This window comes from Microbacterium sp. NPDC059771, assembly GCF_042732495.1.
Lineage (GTDB): Bacteria > Actinomycetota > Actinomycetes > Actinomycetales > Microbacteriaceae > Microbacterium > Microbacterium sufflavum.
On sequence record NZ_JBHWHK010000003.1, the window covers coordinates 232,148 to 249,655 of the forward strand.

Below are 17,508 nucleotides of genomic sequence, written 5' to 3' on the forward strand. Positions count from 1 at the left end.
ACTGCGAGGCAGTGACACGGGGTGCCGCATCCGCGGCTGAGATCACACCCGTCGAACCTGATCTAGTTCGTACTAGCGAAGGGATGTCGCGATGAGCGATCTTCTGCGTCCTGTTTCCACCCCCGACCTCGCCGCCTCGGCGGGAAGACTGCGGGAGGCGCTGCGGCAGTCGCCTCCGTTGACGCACTGCGTCACCAACGCGGTCGTCACGGGCTTCACCGCCAACGTGCTGCTCGCCCTGGGCGCCGCGCCCGCGATGGTCGACATCGTCGGCGAGGCCGAGATGTTCGCCGGTGTGGCCTCCGGTCTGCTGATCAACCTGGGCACGCCGACGCCCGAGCAGCGCGCCGCGAGCGTGGAGGCCGTGACGGGAGCCGCGGCGTCCGGCACCCCGTGGGTGCTCGACCCGGTCGCGATCGGCGTGCTGCCGGTGCGCACGACCCTCGCGCATGAGCTCGCGGCGCGGCGTCCGACCGCGATCCGCGGCAATGCGTCCGAGATCCTCGCCCTGGCAGGCCACACGGCCGGCGGTCGCGGCGTCGACGCGACCGACGGCACCGAAGCCGCTGCCGGGGCGGCGCAGGAGCTCGCCCGCACCACGGGAGCCGTGGTGGCCGTGTCCGGGCCCGTCGACCTGATCACCGACGGCGATCGCGTCGTGCGCATCGCCAACGGCCACGAACTGCTCACGCGCGTGACGGGTGGCGGCTGTGCTCTGGGCGCCGTGATGGCGGCCTTCCTCGGAACCGCTCGGCAGACGGGAGACGATGCGCTCACGGCGGTCGCCGCGGCGACCCTCGTCTACACCGTGGCGGCCGAGCACGCCGCCCCGGTCGCCGCAGGGCCCGGCACTTTCGCTGTCGCGCTGCTGGACGCGCTCGACGCCGTGACCGCGGATGACGTCGCCGCGGGCGCCCGCGTGTCGGAGGAGACCCGATGAGTGCCGACTTCTCGCTGTATCTCGTCACCGATCCCGGGCTGTGCGGGAAGCGCGGTGTGGTCGAGACCGTGCGCCGCGCGGTCGACGGCGGCGCACGCATCGTGCAGCTGCGCGACAAGAACGCCGCGCACGAGGAGACCGTCGAGCAGCTCATCGCGCTCTCCGCCGTGATCGACGGGCGGGCGCTGCTGGTGGTCAACGATCGTCTGGACGCCGCTGTCGAGGCGCGGGCGCGCGGCGCGCGGGTCGACGGCGTGCATCTCGGCCAGGCCGATGCGTCGGTGCGGCGTGCGCGAGAGCTGCTCGGTCCGGACGCGCTCATCGGACTCACCGCGAACACCCGTGAACACCTCGATGCCGTGCGCGCACTGCCGCAGGGCACCATCGATTACCTCGGTGTCGGGGTGATCCGCCCCACGAGCACCAAACCGGACCACCCGGAGCCGCTCGGCGTCGAGGGGTTCGCGGCCTTCGCGGCCGAGAGCCCGCTCCCGTGCGTCGCGATCGGCGGGGTCGGCATCGATGACACCGAGGCGCTCCAGGCCGCAGGCGCGGCGGGGCTCGCCGTGGTCTCCGCGCTCTGCGCCGCCGCGGACCCCGCGGAGACGGCCTCCGCGTTCCGTCGTCGTTGGCGGGCGGGGGTCGTGCCGCGTGTGCTCAGCATCGCCGGCAGCGACCCGTCGGGCGGCGCCGGCATCCAGGCCGACCTGAAGGCGATCGCCGCGAACGGCGGATACGGGATGGCGGCGCTCACCGCCCTCACGGCGCAGAACACGCGGGGAGTGCGGGCGGTCCACGTTCCTCCGGCGGATTTCCTCCGCGCGCAGCTGGACGCCGTGTCCGACGACATCGTCATCGACGCCGTGAAGATCGGGATGCTCGCCGACGCCGAGGTCATCCGCACGGTGGCCGACTGGCTCGATGTGCAGCGTCCCCCGGTGGTGGTGCTCGACCCGGTCATGGTGGCGACATCGGGCGACCGTCTGCTCACCCCCGACGCGGAGCGTGAACTGCGGGGGCTGCTGACGCGCGCCACGGTGGTCACGCCGAACCTCGCCGAGCTGGGCGTGCTGGTCGGTCGCCCCGTCACCGACTGGCCGGATGCGCTCGCCGCTGCTGAGGAGCTGTCGGCCGACATCGGCGCCGCGGTGCTCGTGAAGGGCGGGCATCTCACGGGTGACGAGGCGCCGGATGCGCTTGTGGACGCGGACCGCGGCCTGCGGGACGAGTTCCCCGGAGCGCGCATCCCCACCACCAACACGCACGGCACCGGCTGTTCCCTGTCGTCGGCGCTCGCCACCCTGCTCGCCCGCGGTCTCACGCCGTCCGACGCGGTGCATGCCGCGCGCGCCTGGCTGCGAGAGTCGCTGCGGGCGGCGGGTGCGCTCGCCGTGGGGCAGGGACATGGGCCCGTCCATCATTTCGCTGGAATGTGGGACCGCGGCGACCTGGAAACCCGGCAGACGGCGGAGGAGATCGCCGGCGACTGGTGGCAGGACATCGCCGACGTGCGCGACGGGATCGACGCGCTGCCCTTCCTCCGCGGTCTCGCCGACGGCACACTCGCGCGCGAGCCGTTCCTGTTCTACCTCGCGCAGGATGCGCTGTATCTGCGCGAGTACGCGAGGGTGCTCGCGGCCGCGGCGCGGACCGCCCCCACCTCGGCGGAGCAGGCGTTCTGGGCGCACGCGGCGCACGGATCGATCGTGGGGGAGCTGGAGCTGCACGCGTCGTGGCTCACGCCCGAGCGCGGGGTGAGCGCGGAGACGTTCGCGGCGGAACCCGCGCCCGCGACCACCGCGTACCTCGACCATCTGCGATCGGTCGCGTTCGGCGGCGATCATGCCGAGCTCGTCGCCGCCGTGCTGCCGTGCTTCTGGCTGTACACCGATCTGGGCAGGCGGCTGCACGCGGGAGACTTCGGCGCGGAGGCCCGTGATCCCGATCACCCCTATGCCTCGTGGCTGTCGACCTACGCCGATCCGGCGTTCGAGGAGGCGACGGCGCAGGCCATCGCATTCGCGACCGCGGCGGCATCGCGGTCTGACGCCTCCGGACGGGAGCGCATGCGGCGCGCGTTCCGCACCTCGAGCGCACACGAGCTGGCGTTCTTCGCCGCGCCGCTGGAGGCCGCCGCCGTCGGATGACGGTGCGGATTTGCGGTGGCGACGACGGCCGCGCTACTGTCGCGACATGCCTTCGGCCGCCACCGCTCCTTCGACGCTCGCTCCGAGCGTCATCGCTGTGCGCCGACGCCGCGGCCGCCGACTCTAGGCGACCCCGCCCTCCTGCCTGCGCGTGCGCGGCGGTCGAGTGCCGGTGTCGCCGCCTTCGGCCCCGTCCCCGGTCCCGAAATCGTCGAGGACCCGACCGTTAAGGTAGAAGCATGACGTACTCCGTCGCCGTCTCCGGCGCATCGGGCTATGCAGGCGGCGAGATCCTCCGCCTCCTGGCCGCCCACCCCGACATCGAGATCCGCACCGTCACCGCGCACTCGAACGCCGGTCAACCGCTCGTCGACCACCAGCCGCACCTCCGCTCGCTCGCGCATCTCACGCTCCAGGACACGACTCCCGAGATCCTGGCGGGTCACGACATCGTGTTCCTCGCCCTCCCGCACGGTCAGTCGGGGCAGTACACCGACGCGCTCGGCGACGTCCCGCTGGTGATCGACGCGGGTGCCGACCACCGGCTCACCTCGTCGGCCGCCTGGGACGCCTTCTACGGCGGCGCGTTCCATGAGCCGTGGGCGTACGGCGTTCCCGAGCTGCCGGTCGCGGGCGGACGGCAGCGCGACGCGCTGCGCGGGGCGACGCGCATCGCGGCTCCCGGATGCAACGCCTCCACGGTCAGCCTGAGCCTCGCACCGGGTGTCGCCGCCGGAGTGATCGACCCGTCCGACATCGTGTCGGTCCTCGCCGTCGGCCCGTCCGGGGCGGGCAAGAGCCTCAAGCCGAACCTGCTCGCCAGCGAGATCCTCGGCTCGGCCAACCCCTACGCGGTCGGCGGCACCCACCGGCACATCCCGGAGATCCGGCAGGCGCTCGCTGCGGCCCGTCCGGCCGACGCCGACGCCTCGGGCGCCGATATCCGCATCTCGTTCACGCCGGTGCTCGTCCCGATGTCGCGGGGCATCCTCGCCACCTCCACCGCGCCGATCGTCGAGGGCGCGACCGACGCGGAGATCCGCGCGGCCTGGGAGAGCGCGTACGGCGAAGAGACCTTCGTGCAGCTGCTGCCGGAGGGCAGCTTCCCCCGCACCGCCGACGTCCTGGGCGCCAACACCGCCCTGATCGGCCTGGCGATCGACCGCTCCGCCAACCGGGTCACCGTCGTCACCGCCGTCGACAACCTCGTCAAGGGCACGGCCGGTGCCGCCATCCAGTCCATGAACATCGCGCTGGGGCTCCCCGAGGCCCGTGCCCTCTCGATCAACGGAGTCGCCCCGTGAGCGTTACCGCACCCGCAGGATTCGAAGCTGCCGGGGTCGCCGTCGGCCTCAAGTCCACTGGCAAGCCCGACGTCGCCGTGGTCGTGAACCGGGGTCCGCGCAAGGTCGGAGCCGCGGTGTTCACCAGCAACCGCGCCAAGGCGAACCCCATCATCTGGTCGCAGCAGGCCGTGGCCGACCGGGTGGTCGAGGCCGTGGTGCTCAACTCGGGCGGGGCGAACTGCTTCACCGGCAGCTTCGGCTTCCAGACCACGCACCAGACCGCCGAGACGGCCGCCGAGTTGCTGGGCATCAGCGCGGGCGACGTGCTCGTCTGCTCGACGGGCCTGATCGGCACGGGTGACGAGGCCTTCCGCGCCAAGGTGCTCGAGGGCACGGCGCAGGCCATCGCCGAGCTCAGCGCCGACGGGGGAGAGAGCGCCGCACACGCCATCATGACCACCGACACGGTCGCGAAGACCGCTGTCGTGTCGCGCGACGGCTGGACGATCGGCGGCATGGCGAAGGGCGCGGGCATGCTCGCCCCGGGCCTGGCGACCATGCTCGTGGTGCTCACGACCGACGCGGTGCTGGAGCCGCTGCAGGCCGATGAGGCGCTGCGCCGTGCGACGGGACAGACCTTCGACCGGCTCGACTCGGACGGGTGCATGTCGACCAACGACCAGGTCACGCTGCTGGCCAACGGGGCCTCCGAGGTCGTGCCCGACCTCGACGACTTCGCCGAGGCGCTCACCGCGCTCTGCCAGGAGCTCGCGGTGAAGCTGCAGGGCGATGCGGAGGGGGCGAGCCACGACATCACGATCGAGGTGCGTCACGCCGTCACCGAGCAGGAGGCCGTCGAGGTGGGCCGTTCGGTCGCGCGCAACAACCTCTTCAAGGCCGCGATCTTCGGCAACGACCCCAACTGGGGGCGGGTGCTCGCGGCGATCGGCACCACCAACGCGCAGTTCGACCCGTACGACGTGGACGTGTGGATGAACGGGGTCCGGGTGTGCACGGCGGGCGGCCCCGACCGTCCGCGCGAGGAGGTCGACCTCACGCCGCGCGCCACCCACCTGCTGATCGACCTCAAGGTCGGCGAGGCCACCGCGACGGTGCTCACGAACGACCTGACCCACGACTACGTGCACGAGAACAGCGCCTACGCCTCATGACCGACATCCAGGACACCACGCCCGACGTCGCCGCGCAGAAGGCGACCACGCTGATCGAGTCGCTGCCGTGGCTGAAGACCTTCCGCGACCAGATCGTCGTGGTCAAGTACGGCGGCAACGCCATGGTCTCGGACGAGCTGCAGGAGGCCTTCGCGCAGGACATCGCCTACCTCCGCTACGTCGGCGTGCAGCCCGTGGTCGTGCACGGCGGCGGGCCGCAGATCTCCGACATGCTGCAGCGGCTGGAGATCCCGAGCGAGTTCAAGGGCGGATACCGCGTCACCAACACCGAGGCGATCAGTGTCGTGCGCATGGTGCTCACCGGGCAGGTGAACCCGCAGCTCGTGGCGAAGATCAACTCGCACGGGCCGATCGCCACGGGGCTCAGCGGAGAGGACGCCGGTCTGTTCGGCGGGCGTCGCCGCGGCGTGGTCGTCGACGGCGAGGAGATCGACCTCGGCCGGGTCGGCGACGTGGTGCAGGTCGACCCGACCGCGGTGCTCGACCACCTCGCGGCCGGTCGCATCCCGGTCATCTCGAGCATCGCGCCCGACCTCGACCACCCCGGCCAGTCGCTGAACGTGAACGCGGATGCGGCCGCCGCGGCACTCGCCGTGGCGCTCGGGGCGCGCAAGCTGGTGATCCTCACCGACGTGCCGGGGTTGTACGCCGACTGGCCCAACCGCGACTCGCTCGTGTCGCACCTCACCTCGGATGCGCTGATCGAGATGCTGCCGCGCCTGGAGTCGGGCATGATCCCGAAGATGCGGGCGTGCCTGGACGCGGTCGAGGGCGGCGTGGACGCCGCGGCGATCATCGACGGACGGGTACCGCACTCGGTGCTCGTCGAACTGTTCACCAGCAAGGGAATCGGGACCGAAGTGGTCCTGGGAGAGAAAGGGGCGACGGCATGACCGTCTGGCAGGACGACGCGGCACGTGATCTCGTGCTCAACGCGGGGGAGCGGCTGGCGCTGCTGACCCGTGGAGAGGGCTCGTACCTGTGGGATGCCGACGGCCGACGCTACCTCGACTTCCTCGCCGGCATCGCCGTGACCTCGCTCGGTCACGCGCACCCGGTCTTCGTCGACGCGGTCGCCACGCAGGCGGCCACGCTCGCGCACGTCTCGAACTACTTCGCGACGCCGCCGCAGCTCGCGCTCGCCGCACGGCTCAAGCGTCTCGCGGGTGCCGGCATCGACGGGCGCGTGTTCTTCTCCAACTCGGGGGCCGAGGCCAACGAGGCGGCGTTCAAGCTCGCGCGCCTGCATGGTGGAGCGGAGCGCCCGCGCATCCTCGCGCTGGAGAACGGGTTCCACGGTCGCACCATGGGGTCCCTCGCGCTGACGGCGAAGGAGTCGATGCGCGCGCCGTTCGCGCCGATGCCGGGCGGGGTGAAGCACATCCCGGCCACCGTCGAGGCGTTGGAGGCCGCGATGGACGACCGGGTCGCGGCCGTCATCGTCGAGCCCATCCAGGGCGAGGCCGGTGTCGTCGAGCTGCCGGAGGGCTACCTCGCGGCGGCGCGCTCGCTCACGCTCGCGCACGGGGCTCTGCTGATCGTCGACGAGATCCAGACCGGTGCCGGCCGCACGGGCGAGTGGTTCGGCTTCAGTCACGACGGCGTCACGCCCGACGCGATCACGCTCGCCAAGGGCATCGGCGGCGGGTTCCCGATCGGGGCCCTGGTCACGTACGGTGCCGCGAGCGCCCTGTTCACTCCCGGTTCCCACGGCTCCACGTTCGGCGGCAACCCGCTCGCGACCGCCGTGGCCGACGCGGTGCTGGCCGAGATCGAACGCGCGGATCTGGTCGGCAATGCGGCCCGCCGTGGCGCCGAGCTGCGCGAGATCATCCTGGGCATCGACTCGCCGCTCCTCGCGGGTGTCCGCGGCCGTGGCCTCCTCGTCGGCGTCGCGCTCACCGAGCCGGTCGCCGGAGCCGTGGTCGCGGCAGCCCAGGAGCGCGGTCTGATCGTGAACGCCGCGAACCCCGAGACCGTGCGCATCGCGCCCGCCCTCACGATCGGCGACGCCGAGCTGGCTGAGTTCCGCGAGCTGTTCGCGGCGAGCCTCGCCGACGTCCACTCCTCCGCCCCCGGAAAGGTACCCGCATGACCCGCCACCTGCTGCGCGACGACGACCTCACGCCCGCCGAGCAGGCGGAGATCCTCGACCTCGCCCTCGAGCTCAAGAAGGACCGCTGGGCCGACAAGAGCCTCGCGGGCCCGCAGACCGTCGCCGTGATCTTCGACAAGTCGTCCACCCGCACCCGGGTGTCGTTCGCGGTGGGCATCGCGGATCTGGGCGGCAGCCCGCTGATCATCTCGACCGCGAGCAGCCAGCTGGGCGGCAAGGAGACGCCGTCCGACACCGCACGGGTGCTGGAGCGCCAGGTCGCCGCGATCGTGTGGCGCACGTACGCGCAGGCGGGACTCGAGGAGATGGCGGAGGGCACCCGCGTTCCGGTCATCAACGCCCTGTCCGACGACTTCCACCCCTGTCAGCTCCTCGCCGACCTGCTGACCATCCGCGAGCACAAGGGCGACCTGAAGGGACTGACCCTGACGTTCTTCGGTGACGGGCAGAGCAACATGGCCCACTCCTACGCGCTCGCCGGGGTCACGGCGGGCATGCACGTGCGGATCGCCTCGCCCGAGGACTACGCGCCGCGCGCCGATGTGATCGAGGCCGCCGACCGCCGTGCGGCGGAGACCGGCGGCTCCATCACCCTGTTCACCGACCCGGTCGAGGCGGCGGCGGGTGCCGACGTCGTGGTGACCGACACCTGGGTGTCGATGGGCAAGGAAGAGGAGAAGATCGCACGCATCCGCGATCTGGGCGGTTACAAGGTGACGCCGGAGACCATGCAGCTCGCCGACGACGAGGCGATCTTCATCCACTGCCTGCCCGCTGATCGTGGCTACGAGGTGGACTCGTCGGTGATCGACGGGCCGCAGAGCGTGGTGTGGGACGAGGCGGAGAACCGCCTGCACGCGCAGAAGGCGCTGCTGGTGTGGCTGCTCGGCAAGAAGGACGCGTGATGACCGGACAGACGCACGAGGGCACGAACGAGGGCGCGCTGTGGGGCGCCCGCTTCGCCACGGGCCCCTCGCCCGAGCTGGTGGAGCTCAGCCGCTCGACCCACTTCGACTGGATCCTGGCGCCGTACGACATCGCGGGTTCGCACGCGCACGCCACGGCGCTCGCCGCGGCCGGGTATCTGGAGCCGGACGAGGCCCAGCGCATGCACGACGGGCTGGACGCGGTGGCTCGCAGGGTCGCCGACGGCACGCTGCTGCCCGTCCCGACCGATGAGGACGTGCACGGTGCGCTGGAGCAGGCGCTGATCGCGGAGCTCGGGCCGGAACTGGGCGGTCGGCTGCGCGCCGGACGCAGCCGGAACGACCAGATCGCCACCCTCGTCCGGATGTACCTGATCGATCACGCCCGGGTGATCGCGCGTGACCTGCTGCGGGTGATCGATGCCCTGGTGGCGCAGGCCGAGGCTCACCCCGAGGCGATCCTTCCCGGCCGCACGCACCTGCAGCACGCCCAGCCCGTGCTCCTCGCGCACCACCTCCAGGCGCACGCGTGGCCGCTCGTGCGCGAGCTGGAGCGCCTGGTCGATTGGCGTCGTCGCGCGGGCGTCTCGCCCTACGGCGGGGGAGCGCTCGCCGGCTCGACGCTGGGGCTGAACCCCGCTCTCGTCGCGACCGAGCTGGGCCTCGATCGCCCGGCCGAGAACTCGCTCGACGGCACGGCCGCGCGCGATGTGGTGGCCGAGTTCGCGTTCATCGCGGCGATGACGGGCGTCGATCTGTCGCGCCTGTCGGAGGAGATCATCCTCTGGAACACCCGCGAGTTCGGCTTCGTCACGCTCGACGACGGGTACTCGACGGGCTCGAGCATCATGCCGCAGAAGAAGAACCCCGACATCGCCGAGCTCGCGCGCGGGAAGTCGGGGCGGCTGATCGGCAACCTGTCCGGTCTGCTGGCGACGCTCAAGGGCCTCCCGCTCGCGTACAACCGCGACCTGCAGGAGGACAAGGAGCCGGTGTTCGATTCGGTGCAGACCCTCGAGGTCGTGCTGCCGGCGTTCGCGGGGATGATCGCGACGCTGCGCTTCGACACGGAGCGGATGGCGGAGCTGGCGCCGCAGGGCTTCTCCCTGGCGACCGACGTGGCGGAGTGGCTCGTGAAGCAGCGGGTGCCGTTCCGCGATGCGCACGAGATCTCCGGCGCGCTGGTGCGCGCGTGCGAAGAGCAGGGGATCGGTCTGGAGGAGGCGTCGGACGAGCTGCTGCGGTCGGTGTCCGAGCACCTGGTTCCCGCGGTGCGGGAGGTGCTGACGATCGAGGGCTCCGTGGCGTCCCGGTCGGGCGTGGGCGGGACCGCGCCGGTGCGCGTGGCCGAGCAGCGCGCCGAGCTGGTGGCCAGGGCCCAGGCGGCGGCGCACGCTCTCGGGCTGTGAGCGGAGGGGGCCGCGGTCGTCCGCGGCCCGCTCCCGTCTCGGCGGTCTCGACCCGCGCGGCTAGTGCAGGTCGGCGTCTGCGGCGGTCCGCTCCCAGCGTGTGAAGCGGACGGTGAGCCCGGCGCGCGTAGGGGCGGCGAGGAACGGTCCGGCCGCGGCGGGGGCCTCGCCGTCGAAGGGTGCGACCCGCACGAGACGCCAGGGTCCGCCGTCGGCGGCGGCGCGGACGATCAGCGCGTCGCGCCAGCGGCTGACGCGGACGGTGATCTCGCTGTCCCGCCAGTCGTCGACGTGTCCGACCGACCAGTCGGAGACCACGGCGGTGACGACGGCGCCGAGCCCGAGGTGGCCGTCGGCGTGTTCGATGCCCGCCTTGACCCAGTGCTCGTCGTCGGCGCGCACGAAGAGGCCGGCCTGGTCGAACTGTCCTTCCCAGGGGGCGCGGAACGACACCTCCATCGCCTCGCCGACGGCCAGGGGAGCGAGGAGTGCGTGCTCGGTGTCGTGCACGAAGCCGTACGCGGTGTGCCGCCAGGCGTCGCTGCCCTCGGCGGCGGTCACGTCGAGGTGCGCTCCGCTGTCCGCGACGTCGGCGGGCGCGTGGGTCCAGGTTCCTGCACTCCAGGGCATGATGCTCATATCAGGCATATCTCCGATCTATAACCAAAAGATGCATAAACTCAGCTTATTCGTGCTACGGTTATGCCATGGTCATCGCCGTGATCGCCGACATCGTGGGCTCCCGCGAGCTCGACGACCGCAGTGCCGCCCAGCGGGCGCTCGACGACACCATCGCCGAGGTCGAGTCCGACCGACCTCTCGCACTGCAGCCGCTCACGCCCACGGTAGGGGACGAGCAGCAGGCCGTCTATCGAGAGCTGACCGATGCGCTCACCTCGCTCCTGATGATCCAGCTGCGGCTGCCGGACGACCTCGCCTTCCGCTTCGGGATCGGCGTGGGGGAGGTGCGCGCGGTCGATTCGATCCACGGCGAGCTCGCGGACGGGCCGGGATGGTATGCCGCGCGCGCCGCGATCGAGACCGTCCATGCCCGCGAACAGCGCGCCGTGCCGCGGACGCGCACCTGGATTGTCGGTGCCCCGGGTCAGGATGAGGTCATGCCCGCCGTGATCGCCGCCGCCAACGCCTACGTCCTCGTCCGCGACGAGCTCGTCGGCGCCATGACCGCGCGCGAGCGACGCCTCACCTACGGTCGGCTGATCGGCCGGTCGCAGCAGGAGCTGGCGGCACAGGAGAGCATCACGCAGCCCAGCGTCTCCAAGTCCCTGCGCAGTGCGGGGGCGGCGGCGCTCATCGAGGGACTGGCGGCGTTGCGAGGGGAGGGCGCATGATCCTCGCCGGCTTCCTGCTCCTCGCCATCGGCGCGGCCGATCTGGTGCGTCAGTTCGTGCCCCGTCGCTGGCTCGGATACGTGGTCGCCGCCGCGGTCATCGTGCTGCTCGGCATCGGAGGGGAGGCGCTCCTCTGGGCCGTCCTGGGCCTCGCCGGAGGTGCCCTCTGGGTGTGGAGCATGCCGGACGGCCGACCCTCCCGCGCCGGCTTCTGGCCCGCGGTCGCCGTGGCCGCCCTCAGCATCGGCGCGGTCGTGTGGGTGGGTGCGCGCGACGAGACCGGGCTCATCGGCGAGCTCTGGACGCTGCGGTCGCCCTTCGGCGAGGTGTCGTTCGACCTCGCCGTGCTCGCGCTCGGAGCCGGGGTCTTCCTGCTGGAGTCGTCGAACCTCGTGGTGCGGGCGGCCCTCGACGGCGAGCACACCTGGCGGCCGGCCGACCCCGCCCCGATCGCGGTCGCCCCGGAGCCGTCGTCGCCCGAGACTGCCGAACCCGCCGCGGCGCGTGCGGCGCATGCCCCGGTGGAGGCGGTCCTGCCGGCGACCGATCCGCGCAACGGCTTCAAGGGCGGTCGGCTCATCGGACCGCTCGAGCGCGTGCTGGTGATGATCCTCACCCTCGCGGCCGCCTATCCCGTGCTGGCGGCCATGCTCGCGGCCAAGGGCATCGTCCGGTTCCCCGAGATCTCCCGCGACGGAGAGACCGGCGCCAGGGCCGAGTACTTCCTGGTCGGCAGCCTCGTCAGCTGGGTCATCGGGCTCGGCGCCGCGTTCCTGGTGTGGTGGGCCGCGCACACCTGAGTCAGGCCAGCTGCCTCCGGTACCAGGTCAGCTTCTCCTGGAGGCGGCGCTGCTGCGCGAGGACCTCCGCGAGCTGCCGCTCCACGGTCTCGGCGTGTTCCTCCAGGAGGGCGATCCGCTCGGGGATGGTGTCGTCGTCGCGGCACAGCTGTCCGTACCGCCGGAGACGCTCCACGGGCATCCCGGTCTCGCGCAGGCACTTGAGGAACTCGAGCAGCCCGAGCTCCGCATCGGTGTACACCCGGTGGCCTCCGGCCGTGCGCGGCACCGCGGGCAGGATGCCCTCGCGCTCGTAGTACCGCAGGGTGTCGATGCTGAAGCCGGAGCGGGCGGCGGTCTCGGCCGGCGTGTAGGTCGTGGTCATGCCGTGATCCTAGGGCTTGACCTGGAGTGCGCTCCAGGTTGCATGCTTCCTGCATGACCGCTTCTCCGCATCGCGCATCCCCGATCGTCCTCGGTGCCATGTCCTTCGGCACCCTCATCGATGAGGACACCTCCTTCGCCCTGCTCGACCGCTTCGTCGAACGCGGCGGCAGCTGGATCGACACCGCCGACTGCTACAGCTTCTGGGCCAGCGACACCGGGCACGGCGGGGCGTCCGAGGCGGTGATCGGTCGGTGGCTCGCCGCTCGCCCCGGTGTCCGCGAGCGCATCCGTCTGTCGACGAAGGTCGGTGCCGAACCGCTGTGGCCGGGCTCGTGGCCCGCGCACCGCACGGGCCTGTCGCCGCGGGCGATCGCGCAGGCGGTCGAGGGCAGCCTGTCGCGCCTGGGCGTCGACACCATCGATCTGCTCTGGCTGCACCAGGAGGATCGCGCCGTCCCCATCGAGCGGACGGTCGACGGCCTCGCGTCGCTCACCGGCAGCGGGACGGTCCGGCGCGTCGGCGCGTCCAATCATCCCGCCTGGCGCATCGAGCGGGCCCGCGCTCACGCGGCGGCGATCGGCAGCGCGCCGCTCGATGCGCTCCAGCTCAACGCGACCTATCTGCGCGTGCGCCCCGGCACGTTGCCGCCGGGGGTGGTGCACCCGTTCGGCGTGCTGAGCGACGAGCAGCGCGACTAGGCCGCCGCGAACGGTCTGGAGACCTGGGCGTACACGCCCCTGCTGTCCGGGGCGTACGACAACGCGGCGAAGGCGATCCCCGAGGTCTACGACCACCCCGGCACCGCGCGGCGCCTCGCGGTCCTCGACCGGATCGCGCACGCGCACGACGCCCAGCGCGGGCAGATCGTGCTGGCATGGCTGCTCGCGCACGGCATCCGGCCGATCCTCGGGGGGAGCAAGATCGCGCAGCTCGACACCGCGCTGGACGCGGCCGAGCTCGCCCTCGCGCCCGAGGAGATCGCCGAGCTCGACGGTGCGGTGTGAGGCGGGATGCCGCACCGCGCGCTGCTAGCCTGGAGCGCGTGTCAACTCCCGACCTGACGACCGCACCCCAGGCGATCGATCCCACGTTCGAGAACGTGTGGGACGAGATCGTGTGGCGTGGCCTGGTCCACGTGTCCACCGACCAGGAGGCGCTGCGCGCCCTGCTCGCGGGAGACCCCATCACGTATTACTGCGGGTTCGATCCGACCGCGCCGAGCCTGCACCTGGGTCACCTGGTGCAGCTGCTCCTGCTGCGTCGACTCCAGCTCGCCGGGCACCGGCCGCTGGGTCTCGTCGGCGGCTCGACCGGGCTCATCGGCGATCCCCGTCCGACCGCGGAGCGCACGCTCAACACACGCGAGACGGTGGCGGAGTGGGTGGATCGGCTGCGGGGACAGGTGGAGCGCTACCTCAGCTTCGAGGGCGACAACGCGGCCCGCATGGTGAACAACCTCGACTGGACCGCGCCGCTGTCCGCCATCGACTTCCTGCGCGAGATCGGCAAGCACTACCGCGTGGGCACGATGCTGAAGAAGGACGCGGTCGCCGCGCGCCTCAACTCGGACGCGGGCATCAGCTACACCGAGTTCAGCTACCAGATCCTGCAGGGTCTCGACTTCCTGGAGCTCTACCGTCAGTACGACTGCCGTCTGCAGACGGGCGGGTCCGATCAGTGGGGCAACCTGACCAGCGGCACCGATCTGATCCACCGTGTCGAGGGTGTGTCCGTGCACGCGATCGGCACGCCCCTGATCACGAACAGCGACGGCACCAAGTTCGGCAAGAGCGAGGGCAACGCGATCTGGATCGATGCGGAGCTCACCAGCCCGTACGCGTTCTACCAGTTCTGGCTGTCGACGGCCGACGCCGATGTGATCGAGCGGCTCAAGGTGTTCACGTTCCTGACGAGGGCCGAGATCGAGGAGTACGCCGAGCTCGTCGCGACCGAGCCGTTCCGACGCGCCGCGCAGAAGCGTCTGGCGCTCGAGGTCGTGGCGACCGTGCACGGCATCGAGGCCACGGCGGCCGTGATCGCCGCGTCGGAGGCACTGTTCGGACAGGGCGACCTGACCGCGCTCGACCCGGCGACGCTGCGTTCCGCGCTCGATGAGCTGCCGCATGCGACCGTCGCGCCCGGGACGCCCGTGGTCGATGCGCTGGTCGCGACCGGGCTCGTGTCGAGTCTGTCGGAGGCGCGGCGGGCGATCGCACAGGGCGGAGTATCGCTCGACGGCGAGCGGGTGGCGGACGACACGGCGACCGTGCAGGGCACTCTCCCCGGTGGCGTCTCGGTGCTGCGCCGAGGCAAGAAGACCCTCGCCGGCGTGTTCCTGAGCTGACGCGGCCTCCGGATGCCGTTCACGCCGAGTCACGCGATCGTCGCGCTGCCGTTCGTGCGCACGCCCCTCGTGCCCGCGGCGATCGCGATCGGCGCGATGACGCCGGATCTCCCGCTGTTCCTGCGCGGCGTGGGTCTCGACTACTCGTTCACGCACACCGTGGCCAACGTGATCTGGACGGCGCTGCTGGCGTTCGTGCTCTTCCTGCTCTGGCGCGTGGTGCTGCGGCCGTCGGTCGGTGAGCTGGTGCCGCTGTGGGTCGCGCGTCGGCTGCCGCGCGAGTGGGACGACCGCGGCGCCGTGGCCGCGGGCCGTGCGGTGGGGGTCGGTCTCGGTCGCCCCTGGTATCCGCTGCTGCTCGCGGTGTCGCTCGTGCTCGGCGTGCTGTCGCACATCGCGTGGGACGCGTTCACGCACGAGGGGCGCTGGGGCGTCGCGCTGTTCCCGATGCTGGATGAGCAGTGGGGTCCGCTGCTCGGGTACAAATGGGTGCAGCACGGTTCGAGTGTGCTGGCGTTGCTCGGCCTCGGGCTGTGGGCCGCGCTGCGGCTGCGGCGTGCGGTGCCTCGCGACGCGGTCACCCGGTGGCTGCCCTCGCCGGTGCGGGTGACCTGGTGGTTCTCGCTGCCGGTGATCCTGGCGGCGGCGTGGGTGATCGGTCTCGCGGTGCTCGGTCCTTTCACGGCGGAGTTCACCGTCGCTCACCTGGCGTATCGCGTGCTGCCTCCGGCGTGCGCGGTGTGGGGTGCGCTCACTCTCGTGCTGTGTGCCGTGGTGGCTCTGCGCCGAGGAGACCCCGTCCGGTCGCGCTGACCGCGCGCGGCACCAGCGGCTGTCGTCACCAGCGCGGTGGTCACCAGCGCGGTGCGTCCGATCCCCACGGGTGCGGCGCCGTGAACGCCGTGCCGGGGATGACCGGTGCCGCGGTGACGAGGGATACCCCGTCGACGTCGAACCTCGCCTCGTGCGAGGCCGCGTCCGGATCCGGCGCAGCGACCGGGTCCGTGCGGCGCGGCATCCCGAGAAGTTCGGCGGCGACCCGGCGCAGGGAGGTGCGTGCGATCCAGGATCCGCCCTCGCGCGCACGCCGTCCGAGCAGCGTGGTCACCGCCGCGGCGAGCAGGTAGCCGCTGCTGTGGTCGAGCGCCTGTGCGGGCAGCGCTCCGGGCACGCCGTCGTCGCCCTCGATCACCGCGATTCCGCTCTCCGCCTGCACCAGGCTGTCGAAGCCCGCGCGCTCCGGCGCGTCGGCACCCCACGCGCTGAGCTCGGCCACGACGAGACCGGGGTACCTCTCGACGAGGGTGTCGGGAGACAGGCCGAGTCGTGCGAGCGACGCCGGACGGTACCCCAGGACGATCACGTCGGCGGTGGCGAGCAGAGCGGACATCGCCGGGTCACGGGCATCGAGGATCGTGCTGCGCTTCCCGTGACCGGTGTCGAGGTGCTGCCAGGGGAGCTCGGCGATGGCCGGGGGATCGATCCGCAGCACGTCGGCACCGAGCAGGGCGAGTGTGCGTGTGCAGACGGGACCGGCGATCACGCGCGTGAGATCGAGCACGCGGATTCCGGCGAGGGGAGACGGAGGCCCGGACGCCGGACGACCGGAGGGCGCGGCATCGCCGACACGGGTGACCTCGATCAGAGGCATGGTGCGGAGACGGGCGTCGTGCTCCGGCTGCTCGGCCCGCACGGAGACCGCGAGTCCTCCGTGGTGCACGATCCGCCGGACGGCTTCGTCGCGGGGGAGCGCGGCGAGAGCTGCGGCGACGTCGGGGCGGCCGGCGTCAGGCGCGAGCCCCAGGGCGGATCGGAGCCCGCGAGCGTGGTGGGGGTAGTTGCCGTGCGTCCGGATCCACCCGTCGGCGGTGGGCCAGAACCCCGACAGGGGAGACCAGACGGGCGGGGGAGCATCGTCGACCGTGAGGAGGCGGTCGCTCCGGTATGCGGCGGCGACCCGGGCGACATCCAGGTCCGCGACCCTGCGCCCCGCCGCCAGCGTCGCGGCGGCCGTGCTCCCCAGCGCGAGTTCCCCGGCGGCGGTACGGGCAGGGAGCGGGACGTCGCCTAGACCGGCGAGGTCTGGGAGCGCGTCGTGCACGGCAGCGGGCTCTCCGCCGATCTCCGTCCAGACCCGGCGCAGCAGGGCGGCGCTCGGACGGGTCCTCGCGGGAGCGGCGGCACGGGGGAAGGGACGGTGGGGGCCCATGGCGCGATGCTACTCCGCGGCTTCCGAGCGGAAAAACCCGGCTGATCCGGGCTGATGTGGTCCTGTCGCGGTGCCGACACGCCCGGGGGTGGTGCCCCGATTTGCCAGAACCCCGGAACCCACGTAACTTATTACTTGTTCGCCCCACAGGGAAGCGGAGAAGCCCAGAGCTTCACCCCCCTCAAGCGGAGAACCACCTCCCACTCCTTCTCTCTTGAGAGATCAGGCGCGTGCGTCTAGGATAGGAGATCCACCCCTTCTGCGGCTGTCTCAGCTGCGCAGCGGATTCTTGATCCGCCCGGCGCGCTGATTTGACAAGCGAGTCGGGATGGCTAAGATAGAGAAGTTGCCCTGCGGGCCTGGTTGTGATGGCTGGGTCGTGGGAGCATCCGATCCTTGAGAACTCAACAGCGTGCACT

Annotated in this window: 15 protein-coding genes, 1 pseudogene and 1 riboswitch; of the genes and pseudogenes, 13 read left to right on the plus strand and 3 right to left on the minus strand. The window is 71.9% G+C overall.

Translation table 11 applies throughout. The annotated features are described in order from the left end of the window. The first annotated feature begins 7 nt into the window (after positions 1-7). Positions 8-101: riboswitch (TPP riboswitch) on the plus strand. The 8 genes from thiM (at position 92) to argH (ending at position 10,017) form a co-directional block, all read left to right on the plus strand. Beyond that, complete coding sequence (gene thiM / locus ACFV3I_RS18455) at positions 92-940, plus strand: hydroxyethylthiazole kinase (RefSeq protein WP_136044253.1); 849 nt, start codon at positions 92-94, stop codon at positions 938-940. Its footprint overlaps the riboswitch before it by 10 nt. Continuing rightward, positions 937-3,087: a bifunctional hydroxymethylpyrimidine kinase/phosphomethylpyrimidine kinase gene (locus ACFV3I_RS18460; RefSeq protein WP_378823934.1), complete on the plus strand. Its 2,151-nt coding sequence runs from the start codon at positions 937-939 to the stop codon at positions 3,085-3,087. The genes thiM and ACFV3I_RS18460 overlap by 4 nt, the downstream gene beginning before the upstream one ends. Positions 3,088-3,326: 239 nt before the next feature. Next, on the plus strand, positions 3,327-4,391 hold the full coding sequence (gene argC / locus ACFV3I_RS18465) for an N-acetyl-gamma-glutamyl-phosphate reductase (protein WP_206253205.1): 1,065 nt from the start codon (positions 3,327-3,329) through the stop codon (positions 4,389-4,391). After that, complete coding sequence (gene argJ / locus ACFV3I_RS18470; RefSeq protein WP_206253206.1) at positions 4,388-5,545, plus strand: bifunctional glutamate N-acetyltransferase/amino-acid acetyltransferase ArgJ; 1,158 nt, start codon at positions 4,388-4,390, stop codon at positions 5,543-5,545. The genes argC and argJ overlap by 4 nt, the downstream gene beginning before the upstream one ends. Further along, positions 5,542-6,459 (plus strand): acetylglutamate kinase, encoded by a 918-nt coding sequence (gene argB / locus ACFV3I_RS18475; RefSeq protein ID WP_136044381.1) that lies wholly within the window; start codon positions 5,542-5,544, stop codon positions 6,457-6,459. Before argJ ends, argB begins: the two co-directional genes overlap by 4 nt. After that, positions 6,456-7,661 (plus strand): acetylornithine transaminase, encoded by a 1,206-nt coding sequence (locus ACFV3I_RS18480; protein WP_378803947.1) that lies wholly within the window; start codon positions 6,456-6,458, stop codon positions 7,659-7,661. The genes argB and ACFV3I_RS18480 overlap by 4 nt, the downstream gene beginning before the upstream one ends. After that, on the plus strand, positions 7,658-8,587 hold the full coding sequence (gene argF / locus ACFV3I_RS18485) for an ornithine carbamoyltransferase (RefSeq protein ID WP_136035884.1): 930 nt from the start codon (positions 7,658-7,660) through the stop codon (positions 8,585-8,587). Before ACFV3I_RS18480 ends, argF begins: the two co-directional genes overlap by 4 nt. Next, complete coding sequence (gene argH, locus ACFV3I_RS18490) at positions 8,587-10,017, plus strand: argininosuccinate lyase (protein WP_378823936.1); 1,431 nt, start codon at positions 8,587-8,589, stop codon at positions 10,015-10,017. The genes argF and argH overlap by 1 nt, the downstream gene beginning before the upstream one ends. A gap of 60 nt (positions 10,018-10,077) precedes the next feature. Here argH and ACFV3I_RS18495 read toward each other — a convergent pair whose 3' ends face one another. Beyond that, positions 10,078-10,665 carry a DUF1349 domain-containing protein gene (locus ACFV3I_RS18495; protein WP_378823938.1) on the minus strand — a complete coding sequence of 196 codons (588 nt, stop codon included), beginning with the start codon at positions 10,663-10,665 and terminating at the stop codon, positions 10,078-10,080. A gap of 59 nt (positions 10,666-10,724) precedes the next feature. Here ACFV3I_RS18495 and ACFV3I_RS18500 point away from each other — a divergent pair, with 59 nt between their 5' ends. Further along, positions 10,725-11,369 (plus strand): SatD family protein, encoded by a 645-nt coding sequence (locus tag ACFV3I_RS18500; protein ID WP_136034247.1) that lies wholly within the window; start codon positions 10,725-10,727, stop codon positions 11,367-11,369. After that, complete coding sequence (locus tag ACFV3I_RS18505) at positions 11,366-12,169, plus strand: hypothetical protein (RefSeq protein WP_136034245.1); 804 nt, start codon at positions 11,366-11,368, stop codon at positions 12,167-12,169. The genes ACFV3I_RS18500 and ACFV3I_RS18505 overlap by 4 nt, the downstream gene beginning before the upstream one ends. Position 12,170: 1 nt before the next feature. On the opposite strand, the gene ACFV3I_RS18510 is transcribed toward ACFV3I_RS18505, so the two are convergent. Continuing rightward, positions 12,171-12,533, minus strand: coding sequence for a MerR family transcriptional regulator (locus tag ACFV3I_RS18510; protein WP_136044743.1), 363 nt, complete (start codon positions 12,531-12,533; stop codon positions 12,171-12,173). A 53-nt stretch (positions 12,534-12,586) separates the two neighbouring features. Here ACFV3I_RS18510 and ACFV3I_RS18515 point away from each other — a divergent pair. The 3 genes and pseudogenes from ACFV3I_RS18515 (at position 12,587) to ACFV3I_RS18525 (ending at position 15,693) form a co-directional block, all read left to right on the plus strand. Next, positions 12,587-13,540, plus strand: a pseudogene (locus ACFV3I_RS18515) (aldo/keto reductase). Positions 13,541-13,578: 38 nt separating this feature from the next. After that, complete coding sequence (gene tyrS / locus ACFV3I_RS18520; protein WP_205812629.1) at positions 13,579-14,880, plus strand: tyrosine--tRNA ligase; 1,302 nt, start codon at positions 13,579-13,581, stop codon at positions 14,878-14,880. A 12-nt stretch (positions 14,881-14,892) separates the two neighbouring features. Then, on the plus strand, positions 14,893-15,693 hold the full coding sequence (locus ACFV3I_RS18525; RefSeq protein WP_378803950.1) for a DUF4184 family protein: 801 nt from the start codon (positions 14,893-14,895) through the stop codon (positions 15,691-15,693). Positions 15,694-15,733: 40 nt separating this feature from the next. Here the strand turns inward: ACFV3I_RS18525 and ACFV3I_RS18530 are convergent, their stop codons facing one another. Continuing rightward, positions 15,734-17,089, minus strand: coding sequence for a CoA transferase (locus ACFV3I_RS18530; RefSeq protein WP_378803951.1), 1,356 nt, complete (start codon positions 17,087-17,089; stop codon positions 15,734-15,736). Positions 17,090-17,508 lie beyond the last annotated feature (419 nt).